At 68.4% G+C, this 24,761-nt stretch carries 27 protein-coding genes and 1 tRNA gene; 13 read left to right on the top strand and 15 right to left on the bottom strand.

All coding sequences use genetic code 11. The features are described from left to right. Window positions 1–444 precede the first annotated feature (444 nt). Window positions 445–1,656 carry a hypothetical protein gene (locus ACFWMR_RS24085; RefSeq protein ID WP_378379982.1) on the top strand — a complete coding sequence of 404 codons (1,212 nt, stop codon included), beginning with the start codon at window positions 445–447 and terminating at the stop codon, window positions 1,654–1,656. Further along, window positions 1,653–2,069 (top strand): hypothetical protein, encoded by a 417-nt coding sequence (locus ACFWMR_RS24080; RefSeq protein ID WP_378379981.1) that lies wholly within the window; start codon window positions 1,653–1,655, stop codon window positions 2,067–2,069. The genes ACFWMR_RS24085 and ACFWMR_RS24080 overlap by 4 nt, the downstream gene beginning before the upstream one ends. A gap of 86 nt (window positions 2,070–2,155) precedes the next feature. Here ACFWMR_RS24080 and ACFWMR_RS24075 read toward each other — a convergent pair whose 3' ends face one another. Continuing rightward, complete coding sequence (locus ACFWMR_RS24075) at window positions 2,156–2,539, bottom strand: VOC family protein (RefSeq protein ID WP_378379980.1); 384 nt, start codon at window positions 2,537–2,539, stop codon at window positions 2,156–2,158. A 178-nt stretch (window positions 2,540–2,717) separates the two neighbouring features. Here ACFWMR_RS24075 and ACFWMR_RS24070 point away from each other — a divergent pair, with 178 nt between their 5' ends. Next, window positions 2,718–3,140 (top strand): Imm10 family immunity protein, encoded by a 423-nt coding sequence (locus tag ACFWMR_RS24070; RefSeq protein WP_378379979.1) that lies wholly within the window; start codon window positions 2,718–2,720, stop codon window positions 3,138–3,140. 12 nt (window positions 3,141–3,152) lie between these two features. On the opposite strand, the gene ACFWMR_RS24065 is transcribed toward ACFWMR_RS24070, so the two are convergent. Genes ACFWMR_RS24065 through ACFWMR_RS24055 form a run of 3 tightly spaced genes read right to left on the bottom strand, consistent with a single transcriptional unit; the run spans window position 3,153 to window position 6,705 of the window. Further along, a complete protein-coding gene (locus ACFWMR_RS24065) occupies window positions 3,153–4,739 on the bottom strand; it encodes a bifunctional 3-(3-hydroxy-phenyl)propionate/3-hydroxycinnamic acid hydroxylase (protein ID WP_378379978.1) in 1,587 nt (528 codons plus the stop codon). A gap of 47 nt (window positions 4,740–4,786) precedes the next feature. After that, window positions 4,787–5,827, bottom strand: coding sequence for a VOC family protein (locus ACFWMR_RS24060; RefSeq protein ID WP_378379977.1), 1,041 nt, complete (start codon window positions 5,825–5,827; stop codon window positions 4,787–4,789). Next, the gene (locus ACFWMR_RS24055) at window positions 5,824–6,705 is read right to left on the bottom strand and encodes an alpha/beta fold hydrolase (RefSeq protein ID WP_378379976.1); all 882 of its coding nucleotides are present in this window, start codon (window positions 6,703–6,705) and stop codon (window positions 5,824–5,826) included. The genes ACFWMR_RS24060 and ACFWMR_RS24055 overlap by 4 nt, the downstream gene beginning before the upstream one ends. Window positions 6,706–6,815: 110 nt before the next feature. Here ACFWMR_RS24055 and ACFWMR_RS24050 point away from each other — a divergent pair, with 110 nt between their 5' ends. Then, complete coding sequence (locus ACFWMR_RS24050; RefSeq protein ID WP_378379975.1) at window positions 6,816–7,868, top strand: amidohydrolase family protein; 1,053 nt, start codon at window positions 6,816–6,818, stop codon at window positions 7,866–7,868. On the opposite strand, the gene ACFWMR_RS24045 is transcribed toward ACFWMR_RS24050, so the two are convergent. The 5 genes from ACFWMR_RS24045 to ACFWMR_RS24025 all read right to left on the bottom strand — a co-directional run bounded on the left by ACFWMR_RS24045 (window position 7,869) and on the right by ACFWMR_RS24025 (window position 12,362). After that, window positions 7,869–8,516, bottom strand: coding sequence for a TetR/AcrR family transcriptional regulator (locus tag ACFWMR_RS24045; RefSeq protein ID WP_378379974.1), 648 nt, complete (start codon window positions 8,514–8,516; stop codon window positions 7,869–7,871). It abuts the gene before it with no gap. A gap of 119 nt (window positions 8,517–8,635) precedes the next feature. Then, a complete protein-coding gene (locus ACFWMR_RS24040; RefSeq protein WP_378379973.1) occupies window positions 8,636–9,559 on the bottom strand; it encodes a ribokinase in 924 nt (307 codons plus the stop codon). Beyond that, window positions 9,556–10,590: a phosphotriesterase family protein gene (locus ACFWMR_RS24035; protein WP_378379972.1), complete on the bottom strand. Its 1,035-nt coding sequence runs from the start codon at window positions 10,588–10,590 to the stop codon at window positions 9,556–9,558. Before ACFWMR_RS24035 ends, ACFWMR_RS24040 begins: the two co-directional genes overlap by 4 nt. Further along, on the bottom strand, window positions 10,583–11,578 hold the full coding sequence (locus tag ACFWMR_RS24030; RefSeq protein WP_378379971.1) for a DMT family transporter: 996 nt from the start codon (window positions 11,576–11,578) through the stop codon (window positions 10,583–10,585). Before ACFWMR_RS24030 ends, ACFWMR_RS24035 begins: the two co-directional genes overlap by 8 nt. Before the next feature lie 31 nt (window positions 11,579–11,609). Continuing rightward, the gene (locus ACFWMR_RS24025; RefSeq protein ID WP_093935255.1) at window positions 11,610–12,362 is read right to left on the bottom strand and encodes a glutamine amidotransferase; all 753 of its coding nucleotides are present in this window, start codon (window positions 12,360–12,362) and stop codon (window positions 11,610–11,612) included. A 111-nt stretch (window positions 12,363–12,473) separates the two neighbouring features. On the opposite strand from ACFWMR_RS24025, the gene ACFWMR_RS24020 reads away from it, so the two are divergent. The 5 genes from ACFWMR_RS24020 to ACFWMR_RS24000 all read left to right on the top strand — a co-directional run bounded on the left by ACFWMR_RS24020 (window position 12,474) and on the right by ACFWMR_RS24000 (window position 17,050). Further along, window positions 12,474–13,463, top strand: coding sequence for a LacI family DNA-binding transcriptional regulator (locus tag ACFWMR_RS24020; RefSeq protein WP_093935256.1), 990 nt, complete (start codon window positions 12,474–12,476; stop codon window positions 13,461–13,463). Beyond that, window positions 13,460–14,518, top strand: coding sequence for a M20 family metallopeptidase (locus ACFWMR_RS24015; protein WP_378379970.1), 1,059 nt, complete (start codon window positions 13,460–13,462; stop codon window positions 14,516–14,518). Before ACFWMR_RS24020 ends, ACFWMR_RS24015 begins: the two co-directional genes overlap by 4 nt. 421 nt (window positions 14,519–14,939) lie before the next feature. Continuing rightward, window positions 14,940–15,104, top strand: a complete 165-nt coding sequence (locus tag ACFWMR_RS24010; protein ID WP_378379969.1) for a hypothetical protein — start codon at window positions 14,940–14,942, stop codon at window positions 15,102–15,104. A 975-nt stretch (window positions 15,105–16,079) separates the two neighbouring features. Beyond that, window positions 16,080–16,298 carry a hypothetical protein gene (locus tag ACFWMR_RS24005; RefSeq protein WP_143267122.1) on the top strand — a complete coding sequence of 73 codons (219 nt, stop codon included), beginning with the start codon at window positions 16,080–16,082 and terminating at the stop codon, window positions 16,296–16,298. After that, window positions 16,295–17,050 (top strand): hypothetical protein, encoded by a 756-nt coding sequence (locus tag ACFWMR_RS24000; protein WP_378379968.1) that lies wholly within the window; start codon window positions 16,295–16,297, stop codon window positions 17,048–17,050. The genes ACFWMR_RS24005 and ACFWMR_RS24000 overlap by 4 nt, the downstream gene beginning before the upstream one ends. A gap of 195 nt (window positions 17,051–17,245) precedes the next feature. Here ACFWMR_RS24000 and ACFWMR_RS23995 read toward each other — a convergent pair whose 3' ends face one another. The 3 genes from ACFWMR_RS23995 to ACFWMR_RS23985 form a co-directional block, all read right to left on the bottom strand. Beyond that, the gene (locus tag ACFWMR_RS23995; protein ID WP_378379967.1) at window positions 17,246–17,671 is read right to left on the bottom strand and encodes a PaaI family thioesterase; all 426 of its coding nucleotides are present in this window, start codon (window positions 17,669–17,671) and stop codon (window positions 17,246–17,248) included. Then, a complete protein-coding gene (locus tag ACFWMR_RS23990; RefSeq protein WP_378379966.1) occupies window positions 17,671–18,879 on the bottom strand; it encodes a 3,4-dihydroxy-2-butanone-4-phosphate synthase in 1,209 nt (402 codons plus the stop codon). Before ACFWMR_RS23990 ends, ACFWMR_RS23995 begins: the two co-directional genes overlap by 1 nt. A gap of 571 nt (window positions 18,880–19,450) precedes the next feature. Next, entirely contained in the window at window positions 19,451–19,795 is a 345-nt protein-coding gene (locus ACFWMR_RS23985; RefSeq protein WP_378379965.1) for a hypothetical protein, read from the bottom strand. Between the two features lie 165 nt (window positions 19,796–19,960). Between ACFWMR_RS23985 and ACFWMR_RS23980 the strand changes: the two genes are divergently transcribed. The 3 genes from ACFWMR_RS23980 to ACFWMR_RS23970 all read left to right on the top strand — a co-directional run bounded on the left by ACFWMR_RS23980 (window position 19,961) and on the right by ACFWMR_RS23970 (window position 22,465). Then, window positions 19,961–20,728 carry a hypothetical protein gene (locus ACFWMR_RS23980; RefSeq protein WP_378379964.1) on the top strand — a complete coding sequence of 256 codons (768 nt, stop codon included), beginning with the start codon at window positions 19,961–19,963 and terminating at the stop codon, window positions 20,726–20,728. A gap of 106 nt (window positions 20,729–20,834) precedes the next feature. Beyond that, window positions 20,835–21,545: a pyridoxamine 5'-phosphate oxidase gene (pdxH, locus tag ACFWMR_RS23975; RefSeq protein ID WP_378379983.1), complete on the top strand. Its 711-nt coding sequence runs from the start codon at window positions 20,835–20,837 to the stop codon at window positions 21,543–21,545. A gap of 185 nt (window positions 21,546–21,730) precedes the next feature. Beyond that, window positions 21,731–22,465, top strand: a complete 735-nt coding sequence (locus tag ACFWMR_RS23970) for a class I SAM-dependent methyltransferase (protein WP_378379963.1) — start codon at window positions 21,731–21,733, stop codon at window positions 22,463–22,465. 515 nt (window positions 22,466–22,980) lie between these two features. Here ACFWMR_RS23970 and ACFWMR_RS23965 read toward each other — a convergent pair. Further along, a tRNA-Asn gene (locus tag ACFWMR_RS23965) sits at window positions 22,981–23,053 on the bottom strand. 163 nt (window positions 23,054–23,216) lie between these two features. On the opposite strand from ACFWMR_RS23965, the gene ACFWMR_RS23960 reads away from it, so the two are divergent. Continuing rightward, complete coding sequence (locus ACFWMR_RS23960; protein WP_378275265.1) at window positions 23,217–23,396, top strand: hypothetical protein; 180 nt, start codon at window positions 23,217–23,219, stop codon at window positions 23,394–23,396. A gap of 52 nt (window positions 23,397–23,448) precedes the next feature. Here ACFWMR_RS23960 and ACFWMR_RS23955 read toward each other — a convergent pair whose 3' ends face one another. Continuing rightward, on the bottom strand, window positions 23,449–24,213 hold the full coding sequence (locus tag ACFWMR_RS23955; protein ID WP_378275267.1) for a trans-aconitate 2-methyltransferase: 765 nt from the start codon (window positions 24,211–24,213) through the stop codon (window positions 23,449–23,451). 33 nt (window positions 24,214–24,246) lie between these two features. Further along, window positions 24,247–24,759, bottom strand: coding sequence for a hypothetical protein (locus tag ACFWMR_RS23950; protein WP_378379962.1), 513 nt, complete (start codon window positions 24,757–24,759; stop codon window positions 24,247–24,249). Between the last annotated feature and the right edge of the window lie 2 nt (window positions 24,760–24,761).

Genomic DNA, 24,761 nt, shown 5'->3' with positions numbered 1-24,761 from the left:
GGTGCCAGGTCGGAGGGCGAAGTCCGTGAAGGCCTCCTTCCCTACTTTCAGGGTAGGGAAGGAGGCCTTCACGGACTGGTGCAGGTCATCGCCTTCCTCCGGGTGTGGCCCCGGCGGGGTGCGTCGGCGACAGCCACTTTCGCAACCTTCACCGTTGCGAAAGTCGCTTTCGCGACGCTGGGCGCCGGACCGTACTGGGTCGCACGGGGGCGTTCGCGATCCGCCGGTCGACTTCCCCGTTCCCAATGTCGCATTCGAGACGCTCAGCGACACAAATGCGACATTGGGAACACCGCCGCCGAGACCACGTGGCTGTCCGGGACTTGCCGCCCGAAGAGTCGTTCTCCGCGATCCGATGGAACCGATCCGGCTTATGTGACATCCTAACCCAAAGTGCCACATCCACTCGGGCGACAAGCGTCCGGGAAGCAAGGGGGCGGATCGATGGTGCCAACCGGGCCGGGGTTCTTCGTGCGACCGGAAGCGGTGGACGGCCTCGCCGGCCTCGTGCGCAGACAAGGGGACGGGGCGGGCGACTTCCGCCAGGCGTTCCGCAACACCATCGTCCACGGCGGCCGCACCAATGACGACGGCGAGGGGCTGCTCGCGCGGATCTGGCCGAAGCTGGACGGCTGGCAGCACGACACGAGGAATCACCTCGGTATCGCGTTCGGCTCGGGCGTCTCCGCCGGCGACACCCTCCACTGCACGGCCGTCTGGTACCGCGACACCGAACGCGCCACGGCGGAAGAACTGGACCGGAAACTCCAGGAGATCAAGGTCGAACGCGTCGGCCGGGACGAGGTCCGCGATCCGTCTTCCGCGGGAACGTTCCGGGAAGTGGCACCCGTGGACTACCCGGGCCCGAGCCCGGAGAAGATCGACAACCCGGATTGGTGGCCGGTCAAGGCTCAGGAAGCGGCCGAGGAGATTCTCGACCTCGGCGGCACCTTGGGCGACGTGGCGGGGTTCGTCGAAGACATCACCGGCGTGGACATCTTCGGCCTGGCCGCCCGCGCCGTGATCGGCGACTGGAAAGCGTTGCAGGAGCAGGCGGTCCTCTTTCGCGACACCGAATCCGGGTTCGCCGGTATCGCCGCCAACATCAACCAGGGCCGCTACGGCATTCAGGACCAATGGATCGGCCGGGCGGCCGACGCCGCCAAGGACTGGCTCGACAAGTATCACGAGGCCTGCCTGGACCTGTCCGGCTACTGCGGAGCAGCCGGCGACGCCATCGAGGGCCTGGCCAGAGCGGCGTACCACCTGATGCAGGATCTCAAGCACGGCCTGGGTGTCCTGATCGAGATCCTGCTGCTGATCTACACCAAAGGCGCGATAGCGGCCGCGAAATCCGGCCAGAAAGTCGTCGGGTTCATTCTCGACGTCATCGACGCCCTCGCCGAGGGCAAAAAGCTGTTCGGGCTCTTCGGCGGCGACGTCAAGCAACTTCTCGCACTCATCGCGGCCGCCGTAGACCAAACAGGCGTCATTCGCACCACCATCAGCGCCATCTTGGCGCTGGCACACCAATTCGAACTCGGCTGGGGCATCGTCGACGCGACCCGCGCCACCGCGCGCACCACCGAACTTCCCAGCTGGCCCTTCACCTACGACCATCCGCACGCGAACTGCGGACAGGGGGCCCGGCTATGACACACCTCGATCCCGCGGACAACCCCGGCTGGCCCACAGCCCGGCACAACATGCTGCGGCTGCTGGCCGCTTCCGGGAAGGGGGCCGGGGCCGATTTCGCCAAGGACGTCCTGGCCGGGACCCGGCGACCACACGAACTGCTGGCGCACCGGCCCGTCACCGACGAACTCGCCGAGCAGGGCGCGGCCTTCCGGCGGCTGCTCGACAAGATCCCACCGGCCGAACTCCGGGAATTGCGCGCGTTTGCCCAGGACGCGGTGCGTCGCGAGGTCGAAGAACTGGCAAGCCTGGACATCGAAGCCGCCGAAGCGGAACTGCGTGCCGCGTCCGGGCCACCGCGGGAATCCCGGCCGGACGAACGGCGCGACGAGGACGACGACTGGTTCGACCGGCCGTACATGGAGGACCTCTGACGACGGAGGTCACCTCTTGGACCCGAGACACGAAGAAGGCCCAGGCCGGGTGACCTGGGCCTTCTTACTCCCCTGCTTGGACGGTGCTACGAGGCGGCTCGCTCGGCGGCGCTGCGTTCCACGCAGAACTCGTTGCCTTCCGGGTCCGTGAGCGTGACCCAGCCGGTGCCGTCCGGGCGGCGGTGGTCCTCGAAGAGCTTCGCGCCGGCACCGATCAGCCTGTCGACCTCTTCGTCGCGGGTGCGATCCCGAGGTTGCAGATCGAGGTGTACGCGGTTCTTCACCGCTTTGCCCTCGGGCACCCGGATGAACAGCATCGTCGGCTGCCCCTCGGCGATCAGCGACACCTCGGGGTCGCCAGGCTCGTCCTCGACGCGCATCGGACGGCCGACCGCCATCGACCAGAACTGTGCCAGCTCGTACGGATCACCGGTGGTATCGAAGGTGATGTTGTGAATACTCGCGACCATCGCACTCTCCAAAGTGGATGAATGCGCCCCAAAGTCACGGCAGGTCAGCGGTGCCGACGGTGAGGCGCGGGCTTCTCGTGTGGGAACATCTCGACCGCACCTCCTCTCGTCGAAAGGCTGACCACGTGATCATCCCATCCCCCGGTCGGATCGGGCAACCGAAAAGGAAGCGCTGACGATGAGATTGGCCGCCGCGGAGATCGGGTTCTTCGAGGATCACGAAGACGAAGAGGCCCTTGAAGTGGGCGTTGCCGGGGTGGACGAGTCCGGTACGCCGAGATCGTTCTCCTTTCAGCGATCCACGTACGAACCGGATGAGCAGGAAATCCGGTCCGGAATGGATTCCTACAACGTTTCCACCGAGCGAGGCTTGACCGTCTACGGCTGCCTGCGCGGTGTCCGGCTCTCCGGAATGGTTCTCACGCTCGAATTCTCCGCCGAGGATGCGGAGATCCTCGAGATCTCGACGCCCGTCGAAGTGAACCTGACCGAAGCACGGGTGGACGAGGAAAACCTCTCTCGAAAGCTTCGTGAGATTCTGGATTGGGGTTCTCCTGAGAAGCGGCCGGATTTGGCCGGCCTGAACATCCCCGCACGGTGACGCGTCGGCCGGTCACGCCTCGGTGATCGCGGCCGGCGGGTGCTCGGCGGCCGTCACCGAGCGCAGCCCCGCCGGTGGCGGGCCGAGCTCGGTGGCGGTGCCCGCGGCGGCATAGACGAAGCTGTCCGGCCGCACGGCGAGGCTGCGCGATCGGTGGGTGCGCAGCCAAGCGAGGAGCGTGCCGTCGACATCGACCACAGCACCGCTCCGCGGCCGCGTTCCCGGCGGCAGGACGGTCAGGCCGGCGGCTCCGGCCGCGGTCCAGCCGGTCGCCGGGACGACAGCGCTGGTGTGCAGCACCGTCCAGCGCCCGGCGAGGACGTCGTCGAGCCTGCGCCGGGCGCCGTTTCCGTCGAGCACCCACGGCTGGGGCAGTTTGCGGCCGATGGCCGAGGTGCCGTCGCCGAAGAAGCCGCGCGGATAACGCGCTTCGGGCAGCCAAGCCAGCTTCACCAGCGCCCGGCGGATCAGGGGCAGTCGTGCCAGGGAGCGCAGCAGGGTGTCGCGCACGCGGCAGGCCAGGGGACGGCGTTCGGTGATGATCCGGCCCAAGAGCACGGCGCGACGGGTCACTTCGCGCACATGGGGTTTGCGCTCGATCTCGTAGGAGTCCAAGACCGTGTCGGGCAGTTCACCGCGAAGGACGGCGGTGAGTTTCCAGCACAGGTTGGCCGCGTCGCGTACGCCGGCGGCCATGCCCTGGCCGATCCACGGCGGCATCGCGTGGGCCGCGTCGCCGGCGAGGAAGACCCGGCCGCTGCGCCATCGGGCGGCGGCGCGGACGTGGTGGCTGTAGACCACCGCCCGGAGGATCGACACCTGCTCGGACGTGATGCCCTGGCGGTTCAGCAGGCGCCACACGGCGGCGTCGCCGACGAGTTCGTGTTCGTCCTCGCCGGGCAGTACGGGGAATTCCCAGCGGTGATGGCCCAGTGGTGTCGGGCAGTCCACGGCGGGGCGGCGCGGGTCGCAGTGGAAGCGCAGCCGGTCGTGGTCGGGCCACTCGCGCTTGACCTCGGTGTCGACGACGACCCAGCGGGTTTCGTACGTGCGGCCATCGAAGCCGATGCCGAGCTGGCCTCGGGTGGGGCTGGAACCCCCGTCCGCGGCGATGACCCAGGAGGCGTGGACGCGTTCGAGGCGCTCGCCGCCTTCCCCTGCCAGCAGGAGTTCGGCGCCGTCGCCGTCCTGGCGCACACGCAAGCACTCGTGCGCCGTCAGCAGTTCGACGTTCGGGAACCGCGCGACACCCTCGCGCAACGTGGCTTCCAGTGCGGGCTGGTAGATGAACAGCTGAGGCGGATAGCCATGTCCCGCGGGGTCGAAGACGGCGGACAGGAACGACCGGCCGAGATGGTCGACGAAGTCGATCGGCAGCCCGGCCAGCATGTCCCGCTGCAGCTCCTCGGCCAGACCGGTCTGCTGCCAGACGCGCAGGACCTCCTCGTCGGTGGAGATGGCGCGGGCGCGGGTGTAGATCTCGGCGTCGCGTTCGACCACGACCACGTTCAGGCCCTGCGCGCCGAGCAGGTTCGCGGCGGTGACCCCGGTGGGCCCGTACCCGATGATGGCAACGTCGTAATGGGGGATCTGGGACACGTCGTCGTGACTCCTCGGCTGTGGGGGCGGGTTGGTGCGGACGGCGGTCAGCGGCGGGAGCCCAGCGCGGTGGAGGACAGGGCGGGAACGGTGTCCTCTCGCTCGCGCAAGGACCGGACCGTGGCCTGGAACCGCGACATGAGGGCGATGACGTCGTTGCCGACGGTGGTGTGTCCCCAGATCGAGATGCCCTCGTAGGTGGCGGGTTCCCAGGTCCGCTCCCGTTCGGGGGTGACGACTACCGGGTTCCAGCCGACCTCCAGCTCGAATCCCGACGGGGTGACGCAGTAGTAGGACAGCTCACGGTCGTTGGTGTGCTGACCGACCGACCAGGCCATGGCGAAGCCGAGGTCGGTGACCCGGTGAAAGCCGGCCAGCAGGTCTTCCAGGGTCGCCAGCTCGATGTTGACGTGCTGCACCGAGGTGCGGATGGGGTCGAGGGCCAGTCCGGCGACGTTGGCCAAGGCGATGGAATGGTGGCGCTGCCCGCTGCGCAGGAACCGGATGTTCAGCCTGGCCGGGCCGACGCGTTCGACGATCCGGTCCGACAGGCGCAGGTCGAGCAGGTTGTTCCAGTAGGTGTGCAGCTGCTCGGGGCGGGTGGTGGTGATCGCCAGATGACCCATGCCGGAGCGCCCGGTGACGAACGCGGTGTTGCGCATCCGCAACGGCGCGGTGGTGGTGCGGGCGCGGGTGAAGATCTCGGTGGCGATGCCTTTCGGGCCGGGGAACCGCCACAGCCGCTCCACCCCGCGCAGCGCGGCCTCCTCGGCGGTGCCCTCGGTGACGGGCAGGCCCGCGGCGGTGACACGTCCCAGTACGACTTCGAAGGTCTCGTGGTCGTCGATCTCCCAGCCCGCGGCGGTGACGTCCTCGGCGGGGCCTCGCTCGATGAGGAACCGGCATTCACGGTCGTCGAGGCGCAGGCGCAGGGTGTCGCGGGTGAGTTCGTCGACGTGCAGACCGATCGCGTCGGCCCCGAAACGGTTCCAGTCGGTCAGCCGTCGCGACTGCACGACCACGTAGCCCAGCCGGGCGGCGCCGAAAATGTCCGGGCGGCTCTCTCGTTGCTCGGCGATGGTGGTCATGCCGCGCCTCCGTCGAGCCAGTCCAGCAGCAGCCGGTTGAACCGGTGAGCCTGTTCGTACTGCGCCCAGTGCCCGGTGCGGGCGAACAGGTGCAGATCGCAATCGGGCATGGTGCGCGCCAGCCACGGTCCGCCCGCCGGACGATTGACCTTGTCGTGCGTGCCCCAGACGACCAGGGTGGGCACCTCACAGCGCGCGACCCGGGCCCGGTCACGGGTGAAATCCATCCGCCACAGCGTGCGCAGCGCCCCGCGTCCGGACGGGCGGCGCAGCGGCGGATTCGCCACCACCTCCGGGTCCACACTGGCCCGGTAACGCAGGTCGATCAGCTCGTCGGGCACGCTGGAGGCGTCGAACACGAGCTGGCCGCGGATGAACGAGTCCAGCTTCGCCCGGGACGGGCCGTCGCCGCCGTAGTAGCCCAGCAAAGCGGACAATCCTTTGGTGGGCGGTCGACGCGTGGAGCCGATGCCACCGGGACCCATCAGCACGAGCTTCTCCACCCGGTCCGGCCGGTCGAGCGCCAGCCGCAGCGCCGCCGCGCCCCCGTAGGAGTTACCCACCAGGTGCGCCCTTTCCACGTCCAGGGCGTCGAGCAGCCCGCGCACGAAGATCGCGAGGTCACCGAAAGGGTCGGACTGGTCCAGTTCCTTCGACGACCGTCCGTAGCCGGGCATGTCCGGGACCAGCACCCGGTAGCCCGCCGCCGCGAGCACATCGATGTTGCGCACGTAATTGGAAGCCCCGGTCGCTCCCGGGCCTCCCCCGTGCAGCAGAACCATCGCGGCCGGTCGCGTCGCACCGCCCTCGGAGACGGCTTCGGTCAAGAAGATGTCGCGGGCGCCCACCCGGATGGTGCTCTCCACGCGCCGGGGCATGGGGCCTCCTCGTTAATGTAGTGATCACTACAATTGGAATGAGCACTACGGTAAGATGGAGTGCGAAAAGAGTCAAGGACACCCGAAAACACCCAGCTCAGGAGGAAAAGATGACCGGCCGGATCGACGTCCACCAGCACCTCGTGCCCCCGCCCTACCGCGACGCGCTACGAGCCGCGGGCATCACCGAGGTCGGCGGCCGGGCACTGCCGGATTGGAGTCCCGAAACCGCTCAGGCGTTGATGGACGAGGCCGGCATCGCCACCGGCGTGCTGTCGGTGTCCGCGCCCGGCACCACTTTTCTCGACGATCCCGCCGCCGCGGTGAGGCTTGCCAGGGAAGTCAACGAGTACGGCGCCGAGCTGGTCGAACGAAACCCGGACAGGTTCGGCCATTTCGCCACCGTGCCGCTGCCCGACGTCGAAGCCGCGACGGCCGAGGCCACCCACGCTCTCGACACCTTGCACGCCGACGGTGTCGTGCTGCTCGCCAACTCCCGCGGCACCTATCTCGGCGAAGAGGGGCAAGATCAGCTGTTCGCCGCGCTCGACGAGCGCCAGGCGGTGGTGTTCGTGCACCCGGCCGAGCTACCCGGCCCGGCCGTTCCCGGTGTCGCGCCGTTCGCCGCGGATTTCCTGCTCGACACCACCCGCGCCGCCTACCTGCTGGTCCGCAACGGGATCGTGCGCCGCTACCCGAACATCCGCTTCGTGCTCTCCCACGCCGGCGGGTTCGTGCCCTACGCGGCACACCGGCTGGCCATGGGCATGGCCAACGACGGCCACAGCTTCCCCGATGCCCTCACCGACCTGCGCAGTTTCTACTTCGACACCGCGCTTTCGGCCAGCCCCAGCGCCCTGCCCGCGCTACTGGCCTTCGCCCGGCCCGAACGCATCCTCTTCGGCAGCGACTGGCCCTTCGCCACGGACATGGTCGTGCACTACTTCGCCAAGGGCCTGGAACAACACCTGGAGCACACGCCCTTCGGCGCCACGATCGAAGCCGCCATCGACCACGGCAACGCCGCCGCCCTGTTCCCCCGGCTCGCCCGTCAGACCGTGCCGGTCACCCCCGCTGGCCGGGCGAAAGCCCTGCGCGGCGAGATCAAGAGCCGTGCCGTCGGCGCCCTGTTCAAGCTCGCCGCCACTTCCGCGCGCGGCTGATCACACCTCGGGCCGGCCGCGAAGCCGTGCGACGGCGTCGATCAAGGCGTGGGCGTGCAGCTCGAACAGGCCGAGGAGATCGACCTCCTCACCACCGATCTGATAGGCGATGAACAACCCGTCGGCCGCCGCCAGCGCGTAGAGCGACAACAGTTCGACCTGCTCCGGCCCGAGCTCGGGAGCGAGTTCGGTGATCGCGGCCGACACCCGCTCCCGCGCTTCCTGACGAACCCGCAAGAACACCGTGCGGGCCGTCGGCTGCTCCGGGCGGCGCTCCAGCGCCAGCATCAATCCCAGCCGGAGAAAGTCGGGAGACTCCAGCAACGACCGGGCCACCTGCGCCGCCAGGCCCCTCACGCGCTGCCGCTCCCGCGCGGCCGGGTCGGCCACGTCGTCGGCGTCGGGCAGGACCATGGCGCCCAGCCAGGAACCGAAACTCCGCTCGATCACCGCGGCGATCAGCTCGTCCTTGTCCTTGAAGTGCCAATAGATCGAGCTCGCCGGCAGGCCACACCGGGCACTGACCAACTTGATGCTGGTGCCCTCGTAGCCGCGTTCCCCGGCGATCTCGACCGCGGCGTCCAGGATCCGTCGCCGGGACTCCTCGCCGTTGGCCCGGCGCCGCCGCACGCCCCGGTCACTGACCACCCCGGACCACTCCTATCTCCGAACAGCGCGATCGATGCACCAGCCAGATTACGGCCCCGGCAGGCCACCGCACGCCACCCGCCACACCCGTCCCGGCGCGAACGCCGTCATCCCGGGCGTCAAGCGCCGGGTACCTCGGCCAAGGTCGGCAGGGAGGGATGCGCTCCGTGCCGCGTCACGACGACAGCGGCCACTTTCGCCGCGAAACCGCAAGCCGCCACCACCTCCGCGGTCGTCGGCTCACCGGGAATTCCCGCGAGCCGGGCAGCGAGCGCTCCGACGAACGAATCTCCCGCGGCGGTGGTGTCCACCGCCCGTACCGCGACGGCCGGGACGTGCGCGGACGACGACGCGTCGAGGACGGCGCAGCCCCCGGCCCCCAGCGTCACGATCACCCACCGGCATCCCGCGGCGAACAGCCCGGCACCACCGCGCCGCAAACCGTTGTCGTCGAACGGATCCTGGCCGGTGAGCTGACGGAACTCGATTTCGTTCGCCACCACCACATCGCTGACCGGCAGCAATTTCCAGGCCACGTCGCCGGCGGGCGCGGTGTTGAGCACGGTCAGCACGCCACGCGAGCGAGCAGCCGCGAAAGCGCGTTCCGTCGCGTCCGCCGCCGCCTCCAGCTGGCCCGCGACGACCCGGAGCCCCGGCAGTTCGCGGATCGCCGCTTCGGCCACCACCGCTGGGATGTCGGCGTTCGCCCCGGACACGACGACGATCGAGTTGACGCCCTCCTCGTCGACGGTGATCGCCGCCCTCCCGGTGGGCGACGCGGACCTTCCCACATGGGTCACGTCGGCACCCTCGGCGCGCAGCGCTTCCAGGTACTCGTCGCCGTCCTCGTCCTCGCCGACGCAGCCGATCACGGCCACTTCCGCGCCGAGCCGGGCGGCGGCGACCGCCTGGTTGCCACCCTTCCCGCCCAGCTCCCGGCTCGCCGAAAAACCCATCAGGGTCTCCCCCGGCTCCGGGATGCGCGGCGCCTGGACGATGTGATCGACGTTGAGCGACGCGACCACCGCCACCGCGCGGCTCATGCGGTCAGCCACCGGGCCGGGACGTCTTTCATCAGCCGGGTCACGGCTTCGGCCGCCACGCCTTCGGCTTCGAGCAGATCGGCGAAGATCGTCGGCACGAACACGAGCCCGTTCCCGCCGTTGTGCGTCCACATCTGCTTCAGGAACAGGTCGTGCGACAACATGATCTGGTCCCCGAAGCCCTCGTGCACCCACCTCGCCACGGCGCGAGCGGTCTGCGAAACCGTCGGCGCGACGCCTTCGCCGGGGAACGAGATGTCGAGGCCGATCATGTCGAACTCCAGCAGCACGCCGCGTTCGAGAAGCCCACGCTGGTATCCCGGGTCGTCGCCGGACGGATCGCTGTGCGCCAAGGCCACTTTGGCCGGAAGCGCACCGCATTCCTCCAGCACGAGGTCGAGCACCTCGTGCCCGCGGCGCTGCCAGCCCGGCATGTGGATGTTCAGCCCCACGGCGGGCCGCTCCGCCTGCGCGAGCGCCGCGGCCCGCAAGGAGGCCCGCTCACCGTCGGTGAAGAACGGCGAAACACCGACCTCGCCGATGACACCGGCCCGGATCCCCGTGTCGCCCACGCCCTCGTCCAGTTCGGCGAGGATGCGCTCGGTCTGGGCGTCGACGGTGACCGCGGTGATGCGCTCCCCCTCGAACTTCTCCAGATACGCGCCGGTGCCCATGACGACGGTGACCCCGGTGGCCTCGGCCACCGCCGCCAAGGCGAGCGGATCCCGGCCGATCGCCGCGCTTCCGGTCGCGTCGACCACCGTGCCGCCGCCCGCCGCGGCGAACGCGGTCACCTCGCGCACGACGCTCGCGTGATCCTTGACAGCCACGTTGTCGTTGCAGCAGTAGGGATCCTGCCGAAGCAGGAACTGCAAGCCCGGCCCCACTTCCGCCTCGACGAGCCGCCGCGTGGCGGCATAGGAGGGTTCGGCGACCGCGGAGGAGAGATCGTTGAAGAGATGCTCGTGCGGCAGCACGAGCCCGAGGTCGGCCGCGTCGACCGCACCGAGAACGCCGCGCACCTCAGCCACGGCGCACCTCGGCGGGCTGGGCGAGGACAGCCGGTTCGGCCGTGTGCCGGGAGGGGATCATCGCGATCGCCGCGGCCGCCAGTGCCACGACCGCGCCGATGACGGTGACCAGGTGCAGGCTGGACCCCGCCGCGGGAGCGACGATTTCGAGCAGCAGCGAGCCGATGAGCTGACCGGCCGTGGAAGCGAGCCCCAGCAGCAGGAGTCCCAGACCGCGCACCAGCAAGGCCATCAGCGCGATCGACAGGAGGCCGAGCGGTCCGCCGAAGTACATCCACCAGGTGCCCGGCAACGCGAAATGCGCGCCCGCGACCGCCATCCGCACCACGTACACCAGGCCGAGCGCCACGAAGCCGATGAGGAAGTTCCAGGTGATGGAAATGAACATCGAGCCGGACAGCAGGCCGATCTCGGAGTTGCCGGCGGGCTGCCAGCCGGCGAGCAGGCCACCGACGAACGGCATGATCGCCAGCGCGATCATGTGCGGCGCCGACCAGTTCGGGGACACCACCAGCACCGTGGCGCAGATGGCCAGGATCGCCCCGGCCACGCGCGGCGCGCTCATCGCCTGTTTGAACGGGACGCCGATGCCGAGGCGGTCGCACACCACACCGGAGATGACCATGCCGGAGATCAGCGAAGTCTGGAAGATCGCCACCCCGAGGAAACCCACCGTGACGCCTTCGGAGAGCACGATCACCGCGCCGCACAACCCGGCGAAGAAGTTCCACCGCGGGATCTCGCCGCGCACCAGCTGACCGGGCAGCCGGAGGAACGCGTCCCGCGTCCGGGCGCGCGCCAGCACGATGATCAGCATCAGCACCAGGCCGGTGCCGAAGGACACCAGCGCGGCGGCGTGCCCGTCGGCGAGCGCGGTGCCGAGATGTCCGTTGACGAGCGACTGCAACGGGCCGAGCATCCCGGCGAAGACGGTCGCGATGGTCAGGACGACGGCCGAAGCCGCGCGGCCGGTGGTTGACGTACTCATCGAATCCTCCTTGATCCCGAGTGCGCGCGGCTCAGATTTCGCGTCCGGCGAGCCAGGTCATCGCCTGCGCGAAAAGCTTGCGGTAGCCGTCCCAGCTCATGAACTCCTCCGGAGCCCAGTGCGGGGAGATGTCCGAGGTGAACGCGAGGGTGCGGCCGCGGCCGACCTGACGCGCGGCCAGCATGACGTCACCCTCGACGGTGGCGAGCAACTCCGCGTCCGGCTTCAGCGTGGTGTGCTGGTATCCCAGCAGGATCGGCCAGTCCTGATCGAGGCCGGCGACCACCGGGTGACCGGACCGCACGACGTGGGCACGGACGCCCTCCGGCGTCTCGACGCGGTCGTCGTACGGGTCGATGTCGACCGGGAGGATCTCCTCGATCGGCGTCCGGTGGTAGTTGGCCTTGCCCTCGAAGCCCTGGAAGCTCAGGTAGCCGCCCGCCATCATCAGGCCGCCGCCGTTCGTCACCCACTCGCGCAGCAGTTTGAGCCGGTTGGGCGTCGGACGGCCACGGGTGAAGGTGTCCGGGTGCAGCAGCAGCGTGTTGGAGCCGACGTCGGAGAGCAGGACGACGTCGTAGGCATCGAGTTCCTCCAGCGTCTGCGGGAATTTCTCGGCCACGTCGTGCGAACGCAGGTGTGTCACCTCGACCCCTTCCGCGGCGAGCGCCGCCAGCAGCCGGTCGCACCCGATCTCCACCTGCGTGTGCGCGAACGGGTCGTATCCCTTGTGGTCGATCGTCGCACTGACCCACGACTCCCCGGCTAGCAGGACCTTGACCATCGACGACTCCTTCGAGCGAAAAGCGTTAGCGTTTGTTGCGCAACATAGCGCAACGCGGTCAATATAAGATGCGGTCGCAGTCGCCGTCAACGCTCAACGGGGAGGAGCCGGATGTCGCTGGCGAAGGTGGCCCGGGAGGCCGGAGTGGCCGTGTCGACGGTGTCGAGGTACGTCAAGGGGGAGCTCAACGTCGCCTCCGAGACGGCCCGGCGCATCGACGCCGCCCTGTCGGCCCAAGGGCATCCGCCCGTGCGGAAACAGGTGACCGGCCTCAGCCTCGGCCTGGTGGTCCCGTCGCTGGACAACCCGTACTTCTCCACGCTGGCGGACGCGGTGGTCGACGCCGCCGCGACGGACGGCATCGACGTGCTCACCGCGCTCACCGGGTCGTCGCCGTCACGGGAGCGCGCCGCCGTCGAACGCCTGACGCGGGTGCCGGACGTGGGCGGGCTGGTCTACCTGGGGATGAACAACACCAACGAAGCCTTCGCGAGCCGCCTCGCGGGCGATGTCCCGGTGGTCTTCCTCGACGAGTACGTCGAAGCCACCGGACCGCGGATCGCGCACGTCACCGCGAACGGTTTCGGTGGGGCCTATCAGGCGACCACCCACCTGATCTCCCAGGGCCACCGGCGGATCGCCCATGTCGGCGGACCGGCCGGGCTGCGCACGGCCGACCAGCGCGAGGCCGGATACCGGGCGGCCCTGAAGACACACGGGGTCGACGTCGACGAGTCGATGATCGTGCGCGGCGCCTTCAGCTCGGCGTTCGGCATGAACTTCTTCGCGCACATGGCGCGGGCCGGCGCGGCGCCGACGGCCGTGTTCACCGCCAGCGACATCGCCGCGGTAGGCCTGCTCGAAGCGGCCCGCCGCGCCGGGGTGACGGTGCCGGGCGACCTTTCGGTGATCGGCTGCGACGGAATCACCCTCGGTGAATGGACGTCGCCGAGGCTGACCACCGTCGCCCAGCCGACGGAGCAGATGGCCCGCAAAGCGGTCGACGAGATCACCCGCCTCGCGGCCGGCCACGCCCCCGCCGACCACGTGCTCTCCATGCGACTCGTCGTCCGCGAATCGACCCTGGAGTACCCCTCATGACCGACGAAGCCCTCGCGCTGCTGCGCGACCTGGTCCGCCGAGACACCACCTCCGGCGACAGCGCCGCGCAGGCCGCCGCGCAGGAACTGGCCGTTTCCTACGCCACCGCCACCGCGGGCGTTCGCGTGCTGCGACGCTCCACCACCGGGCGACCTTGGGTACTGGTCGGCACCGGCTCCGGCGACGGGGTGTTGTTCGTGTGTCACATCGACACCGTCCCCGTCGGCTCCCCCGCGCTCTGGGACCGCGACCCGTTCTCCGCGGACGTCGACGAGGAGTTCTTGCACGGCCGCGGCAGCGTCGACATGAAGGGCGGGCTGGTCGCCGCCTTGGCCGCGTTGCGCAACGCCGCGGAAGCCGGTGCCGACGCGCAGGTCCTCATCACCAGCGACGAAGAGATCGGCTGCCGCGGCGCGATCGAAGCTTCGGCCTCGCTGGATCTGTCGCCGCGGATCGTGGTGGTGCCGGAGGCGACCCGGAACCGCGTCTCACTCGGACATCGCGGAGCGACCTGGCTGCGGCTCACCGCGCAGGGGAAGGCGGCCCACGGCTCCACGCCCCAGCTCGGCCGCAACGCGATCCGGTTGCTCGCCGACCGGGCCCTCGGCGCCCTCGATTCCCTTCCCTTGGCCGCGGACGATTATCTGGGCGAGGAAACCGTCAACGTCGGCACCTTCGAGGGCGGGACCGCGACGAACATCGTGCCCGCGTCGGCTGTTCTGACGCTGGACGTGCGCACTGTGGACGGTGGAGCCCAAGCGATCGCCTGGGCCTCCTCGCTCGATCCGGCCATCACCTCCGAGGTGGATCTCGATCTGCCCGCCGTCCGGACCGCGCACCTGCCCGAGCTTCTCTCCGGCCAGGTCACCGCGCCCGCCGCCACCTATTTCACCGACGCTTCGGCTTTGGCCGGGTCGGTGACCGGAGCCCCGATCGTGATCTGGGGGCCGGGAGATCCCCGGCAGATGCACGCGGCGAACGAAAAGCTGGAACTGGAATCCTTCGAGCAGGCTACGCGCAACTACGTCGAGCTGGTCCTGTCCGCCGCCCGCTGATCACCGGCGAACCCGGCCTCTGGACACGAAGGCGCCCAGGCCGCGCGGCCCTGTGTAACGCCCGCCGCCATAACGGTGACCGTGTGGATTTTGTTGCGTTAGGTGACCCGAAATCCACACAGTCCCGCGTGACCGGTCCGGTCGCGACGGTCGGAGGCATGAGGGTGTGTGGAAATAGGGACGTTGAACCTCCCTATTTCCACACACCCCCCTCACCCTGGACCGCGACTTCGACAGCGTCCGGGCTGATGAGGTCCGCGAACCCGATGACGGACCCCTTACCTCGCCTGAGCAGTGAATCGACGAGGGCCAGGGGTCGGATCAGGTGCGGGTGCAGGTGATCACCCGATGCCAGGTGGCATCCCTCAGGACGACTCTGATCACTACCGACGAGGCAGTGAGTTCCTGAAGGAGAGCCACCATGATGCACAGCAACGACGTTCTTCTCACCGGCGTGCTGGCCGAGGTCGACTACCGGACCGAGCAGATGCTCAAGGCAGGCCGCGGCGCGTGGATCGAACGGGCACGACGGGTGGGTAAACGGCTCCGCACACCCCGCACCCAGACCCGGCCCTCGGTTCATTAGCGCCGAGGGTCACGGGACGACCGGAGCGGGGTTCCGGGCCCTCGTTGCCGGCGGCGCGGACATCGCCTCGCCGATCTGTGCGGCCTGCCTGCCGAAGAACCAGACCGCAGGAGCTCCGGGCGTTGCGGAACCCGCGGCAAAGGCGTTCCGAAGAGCCTCGGAAAACAGCGGCGCGGGCACCGCTGGTCGCCATCCCGAGGGCGGGCGACCTGATCGGTGAGATGCGCGTCGAGATGGGGGCGGGCGTTCACCGATGCGTGCCCACGGGTGTCCACGCGATCTCTGTGGACGGCTCTATAGTGGTACTGACCTGCGTGAGTCCGGAAGCCGGGTGTCTGGTGTCCACCAGTGGACTCGCCGTGGCTTGCGGGGGCTCATTCTGGTTCTCGCAGTTGCGGGGGATTTAACGGTAGCGGGGGTTGGAGGCATCATGGCCATGTACGTCATCACGCGGCGCGCGTTGTCGCATGCCTCGGTCCGGTGCCGTGTCGTGTCTTCTCCGCCCGTGAGTGGGGGCGGTGAGGGTCCTGAAGCCCTTCTGCGTGGTTGCGGTGGAGCACAGGGACTTGCGGTCTAGCTGGAACTAGCCCGCACACTCAGGCGAGGCCTCGAGCGTAGTTTTCGCTCGAGGCCTTCGTCGTGTCTATGGGGACTCCGCCGAGTGGGCGTAGACATCGTTTGAGTCGCGGGGTCTTCTCATGTGCGTGCGCGTGCGGGACGATTTTCACGTTCCGGTCCCACCCCGGGATGTCGCCGACAGGGCCGTGGTTCCAGCCGCATCAGCCCGACCGGTGAGTGCTCGTAAATCCGCAACCACGAAACGCACCATCCTCGCCCGCCCCTTCTCAAGATCGGGGCGGGCAGGCGCGTTTCCTCGCAGAGGGGCACAACAACATGGCGTTGACAACGGTGAGACCGCCCTCCAGAGGCGGCGCCGTCCCGGCCGCGGTCAGACTGACCTGGCCGGAGGCCTTCGTGATCACGTTGGCCGTCGGCCTGACCATCTTCCTCAACGTGCACGACCACACGCCGATCGTCGCGGCCGCGGGCATCGCGGCGGGCGTGATGGTGGTGTTCGTCGCCGTCCTCGCGGTCCCGCGCGGCATCGGCGAGATCGCGAAGAACCTGCGCTTCCTGCGCTCGGCGGCGGACGAACTGGCCCGCCTGCACCAGGAGCGGGAGGGCGGGCGATGACCGTGACCAGCCCAGGCGAGCAGCAGCTCGTCTTCGAAGCAGGCGACGCGACCGAATTCCGGGCCCTGATGGGGCGGATCCTCGACACGTCTCCGTTGAGCTGCGGCCAGATCTCCATCAAGACCGGCATGCCTCGCTCCACCGCCTACAGCCTGCCCGACACCAAACGACCCGGTCTCCCGAGCAACCCCGATCAGGTCGAAGCCTTCGTCAAGGCCTGTGGCCTGACCCCCATCCAGATCGATCTCGTGAAAGACCTCTGGCACAAGCTGCACCGGGAAGCCGAAAACACCCGCGCCGGCAGCGACAAGCCGGTCAGCGCCGAGCCCGCGCCCCCGGTGGGCGGGGCCTACGCCGCCGGCGCCGACTTCCTCGACGGCGGCGGTTACTCGAACACCTACGGATACGGATATGGATACGAACAGGGGTACGGTCCGTACCTCGACGAGGAAGCCTCTCCGCTGCGGTATCTCAGCAGAACGGGCACGATTCCCAAGCCACCGTATGCACGCAGGAACACCAGCTGGACCGAGCTGCTGCACTACGTCCTGGGTGACGAACGCCGGACCCGGCACGCGGTAATGCTGCTGATCCCGGTCACGCTGCTGCTGCTCGGCATCGTGTGCGCGCTGGTGTTCCTCGCGGTCAAGATGCCCACCGCCACACCGCTGGTCGTGGCCGGGCTGCTCTCCCCGCTCCTGGTCGCTCTCCGCAGGAGCGGCCGGAAAACGAAGAAGAAGATCGACGACTAGAACCAGAACCCGGTGAAAGTCGAGGGGCCCCGCCAGCCGATGTGCTGCCGGGGCCCGTCGACGTTCAGCCGGTTGTGGTGAAACCAGCTCAGCGGATCGTTTCCGAACACCTCGGGCGAGTGCCGGCACGATTTCCTGCCGTGGGTGCAGGATCCGCAGCTCGCGTCGCCGATGGTTCTCCCCGCCACTGGTGCATCAGGCGGTCGGGCCGTTCCTGGTCATCACGCTTCCTTGTGCCACGGCACTGAGCGTCGTGGTCCCGTCCTGGCCGATCACGTGGAGTTCACAGCGGCAGGTCGCCCGCCGACGGCCGCTGTAGAGGACCTGCGCCTCCGCTGCGAGCCGGATTCCCTTTGCAGGCCGCAGATAGTCGATGCTGAACCCACTGGTGAGAATGGACGGCCCCAGCGTCGTCCCGGCGGCGAAGGTGATCGCGTTGTCCGCCGCATACGCGAGTACGCCGCCGTGAAGATAGCCGTTCTGTTGCAACAGGTCTTCGCGGATGTCGAATTCCAGGGTCGCCGCGCCGTTCCCGAACGCGGTCACGCGCGCGCCGAGCAAGACGCTGAACGGTTGCGCGGCGAGGCCCGCCCGGGCGTCTTCGAGGGTCAGTGCGGTCATCAGAGCCACGCTTTCAGATCAGCCAAATCCACCATGGGCATTCCCCAGCGCAACGCCGCCACTTCGAGGTCGGCGCTGCCCGCCATCGTGCCGTCAGGGTTCATCACTTCGCAGCAGACGCCGACCGGGGGAAGGCCTGCGGCAACACACAGGGCGACGGTCGCTTCGGTGTGCCCGGACCGCTCGGCGAGCAGACCCGGCCGAGCGGCGAGCGGGAACACGTGCCCTGGACGCAGGAAGTCCCCGGCTGTCGCGTTCGGATCGGCCAGTTTCCGCACGGTGGCGGCGCGTTCGGCCGCGGACACGCCGGTGCCCGTGCCCGCCGACAGGTCGACGGGTATCGACCAGGCCGTTCCCTGCCGGTCGCCTTCCCCGGGCATCTGCGCGATTTCGAGGCGTCGCAGCACTTCCGGCGCGCACGGCACCGCCGGGAAGCCGCAGACCTGCGTCAGCAGGAAGGTGAACGATTCGGGGCGGAGCCTGGTACCGGCGAAGATGACGTCGCCCTCGCCTTCGGTTTCCGGGTCCCAGACGATGACACCGCCACCGGCGGCGAGCTGGCGCAGCACCTTCTCCACGCCGGCACGTCCGTCGACACGACCGGCCCACGGCAGCTGGGGCAACGCCTTGCCCACAGCCGAAGGTGGCGCCTTCTCGACCAAACGGCCGACCAGGTCGAGTTCCAGGTTCACCCGGTCCCCGGCCTCCAGGCCACCGAGTGTGGTGACTGAACGGGTCATCGGGAGCAGCACGACCGAAATCCGGTCACGCAGGACCTCGGCGATGGTCACACTGACACCGTCGAGGGCGATCGGGGACTTCGCGAGCAGCCTGTCCAGCAAACGCTGCGGCGGCCGGAGCCAGATCCGGCGGGAACCGCCTTCGTCGTCGATCCGGATCACCTTGCCGACAGCGTCGACATAGCCCTGGACCAGGTGGCCGTCCAGCGGGTCGCCGACCTGAAGCGGCGTCTCGACATTGACGGCGTCCCCGGCCCCGAGCGTGTCGAACGTCGACCGGCGCCGGGTTTCGGCGGAGAGCACCGCCTCCAGGACATCGTCGACCGGCCGCACGGTGAGCCGTACCCCATTGACGCACGCCGATCCGCCGTCGTGGACCCGGCTCGCGCTCTTCGGCGCCCGCACCCGCAGCACGTCGCCCTTGATCTGTTCGACGGCACCCAACTCGCCGATTCGCCCAGTGAACATGAATCATCACCCCATTTGACGTCGTACCCCAGGAAGTCCGGCTACGGCCGGACGAAGGGGGACGCGGGGTGTCACCGCCTGGTCCCGGAATCTCACCGGGTCGTTCCACCCACTCGGCGGAACCGGCCGACTATACGGCCGCACCGTGGAATCGCACCACGAGTCGATCATAACCGGAACCAGGATCGATTTCGAAGCCGATGCGAGTCGACTTCCTCGGTGCCGGGGACGCTTGGCCGGACGTTCCTTCGTGACGTCGAAGCGCGACGGGTGGGGTTCTTCGACGGCCCAGGTCTCTGGCACGGGCCCTCTGCCCGCCGGTTGGGCTCGATAGGACGTGTGCCGTCCTCGACGTCCGCGGCACGCATCCAGTTCGCCAGGCACGACTCAGAGATCCCGAAGTCGACCAAACCCTGAACAGTCCCTAGTTTCCTGGGGCAAGACCTGTTTCCGCAGGTAGTGACGAACCGATGAGCGTATGTCGTTCTGCTGGCCGAAAGTCGCTCCGAAGCTTCGCTTTCGCGGTGGTCGCGCCGGAGGAGTGGTTCGATTGCCGCTCACGTCGAGGAGGTCATCGATTTGACCGGTGATTGATCTGCTCCGCGGTCGGAGAAATGGGTTCATGTGCTTTCTCCTGCGTAAGCGTTGTCATCGTGTCAACCTGCGGACTAAGTACCTGTGAGGGCGGTGACATGGTGGCGATCAGTTTGATCGTTTCAAGTCTTGTGACACGCCGCTCACGTTCCATCGTGGCCCGATTCTTTCCCTCGACCCAGGCCTTCAGTACGTCCCAGACTCCGACTGTTCTCAGGTTGGTGCGGCCACCATGACGTCGGGTCATCCACGCAGTGAAGCCGGTCGCGGCTCCGGCTCCCCCGAACAGGCTAAGGATCACGGTCAGGTCGTGGAACACCATGGCGATCTCCCTCTCCTGTGCATGTGTTGTATGGAGGTGTATGTCGGCTGATCCGGATTGCGTGCGGTTCAAGGTTCGCTTGAATGATTCGTTGACTCGGCGCACGCTCGCGGCACCCGCTGACATAGGAGATAGTGTTCGGGCAACGACTTACGAGGACATCGCATGAGCGAACCGGGCGACCCCCTGGGTTGGGACGCCAGTGCCGAGCCGGACGGCGGTGCAGATCCGCTCGAGGAGTGGGAGCGCCGACAGACCGATACGGAGATCTATCAGGTCCTCCGACAGGCAGGCTTCAGCGGCGTGTTGTGGCGTCAATTGGCCGAGGAGCTGGCCCGGTACGGATGCGGAGTGCTTGAAGCATGGCTGGTGAGCGGTGTGATCGGCGCGAAAGTGGCGAAAGAGGGCCACGGTGGCGTGTCAATGCCCTGGCAACTACGTGGCTCGGACTTCGAAGCGGTTGAGACGCGGAAAGAGCTGGCTGGAGAGACCGCAGCCGCGGCGATGGTGCTCTTCCGACAAAAGCTCAGCGGAGGTCAGTGGGACCCAGCCGGTGGTCGATCGCTGACATCCTACTTCATGGGAGCCTGCCTCTACTGCTTCCCCAACGTCCTTCGACGGTGGCAACGCTGCGAAGACCGCTGGAGCAACGCTCAGACAGCCACCAGCTCGGAGATCGGCGGCAGGCACGCAACCGTTCACCCGGAGCACGACGTTGACGCGATGATCACGTTAGACGAGTTGCTCTCCGACAGCGGTGAGCGCGAGATCGCCATTGTCAGGCTGTGCGTAGACGGGTACACGAGTACGGAGATCGCTTACGTGCTCGGAAGTACCCCGGGTGCGGTGCGCGGCGTTCTGAAACGCTGGCGCGCGAAAGCACAGTTGAAGCTGATCGACGACGAAGGAGCAGGCGATGAATCGACATGCTGATCGTCTGCCGGTGATCGGGCCGGGGGCATCCGACCCTGCCGGTCTCGATGCCGATCGGACCGAGACCGAGAGTCCTGCTGGCCCTGACTCCGCACGGTTCGCCGCAATGATCGAGCGCTCCTCGCTGGGCACGCCCGCAGCACGTGCGCTGAGGGCACGAGCCGACGCGGAAACCGCGAAGGCTATCGCCGGACAGCCGGCCGCGCGACAGCGTGAGTCGTTGACGGAAACGTCTCTTGCGCCCACATGGCATGAGCAGCTGGCCCACTGGCTGACCGACGCTGTCGAGGCTGGCGTGGTCGCGCCGAACGCGATGGTGCTCGCGACAGCCGACGCAGAGGGCATGCCGTCGTCTCGGACCGTGTTGTGCAAGGGCCTGGATGAGCGCGGCGTTGTGTTCTTCACCAGCTACTCGTCGTCCAAGAGCCACGACCTGATGTCGACGCGCTTCGCCTCGGTGACCTTCCCCTGGTGGGACCTCCAGCGTCAGGTGCACATCAACGGCACGGTGGAGAAGGTCAGCGCCGAGGAAACGGAACGGTACTGGAACAGCCGGCCGCGCAGCTCCCAGCTGAGCTCGTGGGCCTCGCCACAGTCCAGTGTGGTGGCGAGCCACGCCAGCCTCGATTACGCGCTGGCCGCCATCAAGCGGCAGTTCGCCGAAGTTGACATGATCCCGGTGCCGCCGCACTGGGGTGGCTGGCGCGTTCGGCCCGAGGTGGTGGAGTTCTGGCAAGCTCGCCGCGATCGCATGCACGACAGGTTGCGGTACGTATTGGTCCAAGGCACCTGGCAGGTGGAACGCCTCGCACCGTGAGCTCTGCAGCATAAGTGGTCAGCGGCGACGGGCCTCGCCGACCAAGACTTCGTCGACCCCGACGCACTCCGGCGAACCGTGCGGCAAGCCCACCAGAGCGCTACCGTGCCGTCCGTGCTGTGCGACACCCTTGTCCTCGAAATCGGCCTCCGCTCACTACTGGCCCCGGACACCACCCCAGCCTCATGAACCTGGCCGACAACAACATCGCCTACCGCCACCCCGACCTCTACGACGCGCTGACACAAGACAGCACCGCCGCCGCGACCTGCCAACACCTCATCAACCATTACGGCACCGCCCCCGCCGGAAGCGTCCTCGACCTCGGCTGCGGCACAGCCCGCGACCTCGCCGCACTCGCCAACAGCCACCACTGCGTCGGCGTCGACCTTCAGCCCGCCCTCATCAGACACGCACAACAGCGATATCCGGCTCTGGACCTCCGGGCCGGAGACGTGCGCACCGTCCGGCTGAACGACACCTTCGACACCATCACCTGCCTCGGCAACACCCTCGCCTACCTGCACCACAACGACGACATCCGCGCGGCGTTCCAGACTTTCGCGGCCCACGCGCATCCCGGATCGCTGCTGATCATCGTCACCCAGATCGCTCCCACCGTCGCCGCCACGCCGGCCCGCGGCCGGGTTGACGCAGCAGGACTCGGCGCCGACGTCACCACCGAACACAGCTGGAACCCGCGCACACAGATCGCCACCGTCCACCGGACATGGCAGCTCGACGACGGCACCACCGAACACGACCTCATCCAACGTCGAGTCCTGTTCCCCCGCGAACTAGAGCTCTACGCCAGCCTCGCCGGGTTCACACCGCTCACACTGTTCACCGACAGCGAGAACCACACCGCTCCACTAATCGGTTCCACCGCGCACTTCGCTGCCACATACAACCCGGTCTAGCAAGTGCCATCGAGGAATGGTGGGTCAAGTTCTTCGAGGCCCGGATCTCTGGCATGGACCAGTCGGTGCTGGACGCCATGATCTTCACGCTCAAGATTCCCTTGGGCCAGGTGGATACCCGGCTGGGCCGAGCCGTTTCCGTCACGGAGCCTGCGCACACGCCCGACCTCAGCGCTAGACGAAGCCGGTCCCTTCGGACGAGGAGGAGAAACGGGCAGGGCGAACCGCTGCTTCCGTCCTCGGCGACCATTCGGGCGGTCGACACGGGGTCCGCTGCGGGCAAACTTGCCGCGACCCGGCCCCACCACCCGAGAGCAGCATCAGGCTGAGCTGCCGCGCCCACGATCGTCACCGCGCCGGCACACCCCGTAGGAACATCACGCCCGCTGGCCGACCCGAACGCCGGGACGGCTTTGTGCAAGCGGCGTGACAGGCAAACACCGGCCGCGCGGCCAAATCGACACCGGATCGACCCCAAAAACGAAGAAGCCCAGGCCGCGTGGCCTGGGCTTGAGCTCCCCCGCTTGGACTCGAACCAAGAACCCTCCGGTTAACAGCCGAATGCTCTGCCAGTTGAGCTACAGGGGATTGTGCTCCGCACCAGCCGGATCGCTCCGACCGATGAGAGAACTTTAGCCCATGCCCGCCGACGGCCGCGCACCCACCCCCCACTTTCGACGTCACCTCGTCAAGCTCGCGTTTTGAGGGACAATGACAGCCGGAGCAAGATCGAACGGAGGCGTGGACTCGGATGAAGATGTTCCTGCTGGGTGCGGCCGCGGGCTACGTGTTGGGCGCGAAGGCCGGCCGGGGACGGTACGAGCAGATCGTGCGGACGTACCGCAAGGTCGCTGACCACCCCATGGTGCAGGGCGCCGCCGGGGTCGCTCGCGCCAAGGTCGGCGAGAGGTTCGGACGGCCGGGGCGCTGACCCCGCTCGAGACGAGCCGAAAGGGCCCTTCACCTGCGGGTGGAGGGCCCTTTCACGGTACGACGGCGACCACGAAGACGCGCCGGAACTCGAACCACGTGGTCCCGTCGGGGCGCGGCGGGTAGGCCTCGTCCAGTTTGCGGGCGATCTGCGCGCGGAAGTGGTCCCAGTCGGCTCCGGGGAGGGCCTCCTTGACCGGCCGCAGCGAGGTGCCGGTGATCCATTCGAGCACGGCGTCCTCCCCGGTCAGCCGCTGCAGGTACGTCGTCTCCCAGGCGTCGACGGCGCAGCCCGCGTCGGCGAGCAGGTTCCCGTAGCCGAGCGGGCTGTCGACGGCCTCGTTCTCCCGCAGGACGACGTCGGCGAGACGCGGAGCCCATTCCTCGGTGCGCGCAAGGGCGCGGACCAGGGCGTGCGACGGCGCGTCGAAGTTGCCTGGGACCTGGAACGCGAGCGTCGCCCCGGACGGCAGGAGGTCCACCCAGCGGCGAAGCAGGACGCGATGTTCCGGGACCCACTGGAGCACGGCGTTCGAGATGACGACGTCGGTGTCCGGCTCGGGCGACCAGTCGTTGACGTCGAGCACTCGCGCGTCGACGCCCCGGGAGCGGGCGGCCTCGACCATTTCGGGTGAACTGTCGCCGGCCTCGATGATCGCGTCCGGCCAGCGTTCCGCCAGGTCGGCGGTCAGGTTTCCGGGACCGCAGCCGAGGTCTGCGACCCGGCGGGGCTTCTCGGCCGGTATCCGCCCGAGGAGGTCGTAGAACGGCCGGGCCCGCAGGTCGGCGTAGTCGAGGTATTTGACCGGATCCCACATGGCGCCTCCCAGCGATACAGTACGAGCGTACTGCTAGCCGTGCGGCTTGGCCAGTTTCCCGGCCGCCTCCTCGGCGATCGCCTTGATCACGTCGATGTCCGTACCCGGATCCGGCCGTACCTGCAGCACCGTGCCGTCCTGCCCGGGGACCTTGCGCTCGACGAACCACGCTCCCCCGGTGCCGAGGTCCTTGCGATGCCTGCCCCGGACCGAGCCGTCGACCCGCTGCCGCAGCAGCATCGGGACCTTGCCCGGCTGAGCGAGCCGGAACCGGACCGGGGTCTTGTCGGCCAGCAGCACGGCCTGCCCCGCGGTCCCGGTCTCCTCGGATTCGGTCAGCGTGAGCACACCGTCGGACCAGGCGGCCTTGCCGACCAGGTGCCAGCCGACCCGGCGCGGGCCCGGGATCCACAGTCCCAGCGCCGTGACCAGCAGGTATCCGCCGCCCTCGACCGCCGCGCTCCCGACGACGTGCTCACCGTCGTCCAGCGTGCCGTCGAAATCCGCCGGGACACGCTCACCCAGCAGGTGACGCAGCCAGCCCATGC

The sequence above is a fragment of the Amycolatopsis thailandensis genome (genome assembly GCF_042723255.1).
Classification (GTDB): domain Bacteria; phylum Actinomycetota; class Actinomycetes; order Mycobacteriales; family Pseudonocardiaceae; genus Amycolatopsis; species Amycolatopsis thailandensis.
The sequence above is the reverse complement of the archived record's forward strand: the minus strand, read 5'-3'. Positions and strand labels throughout refer to the sequence as shown.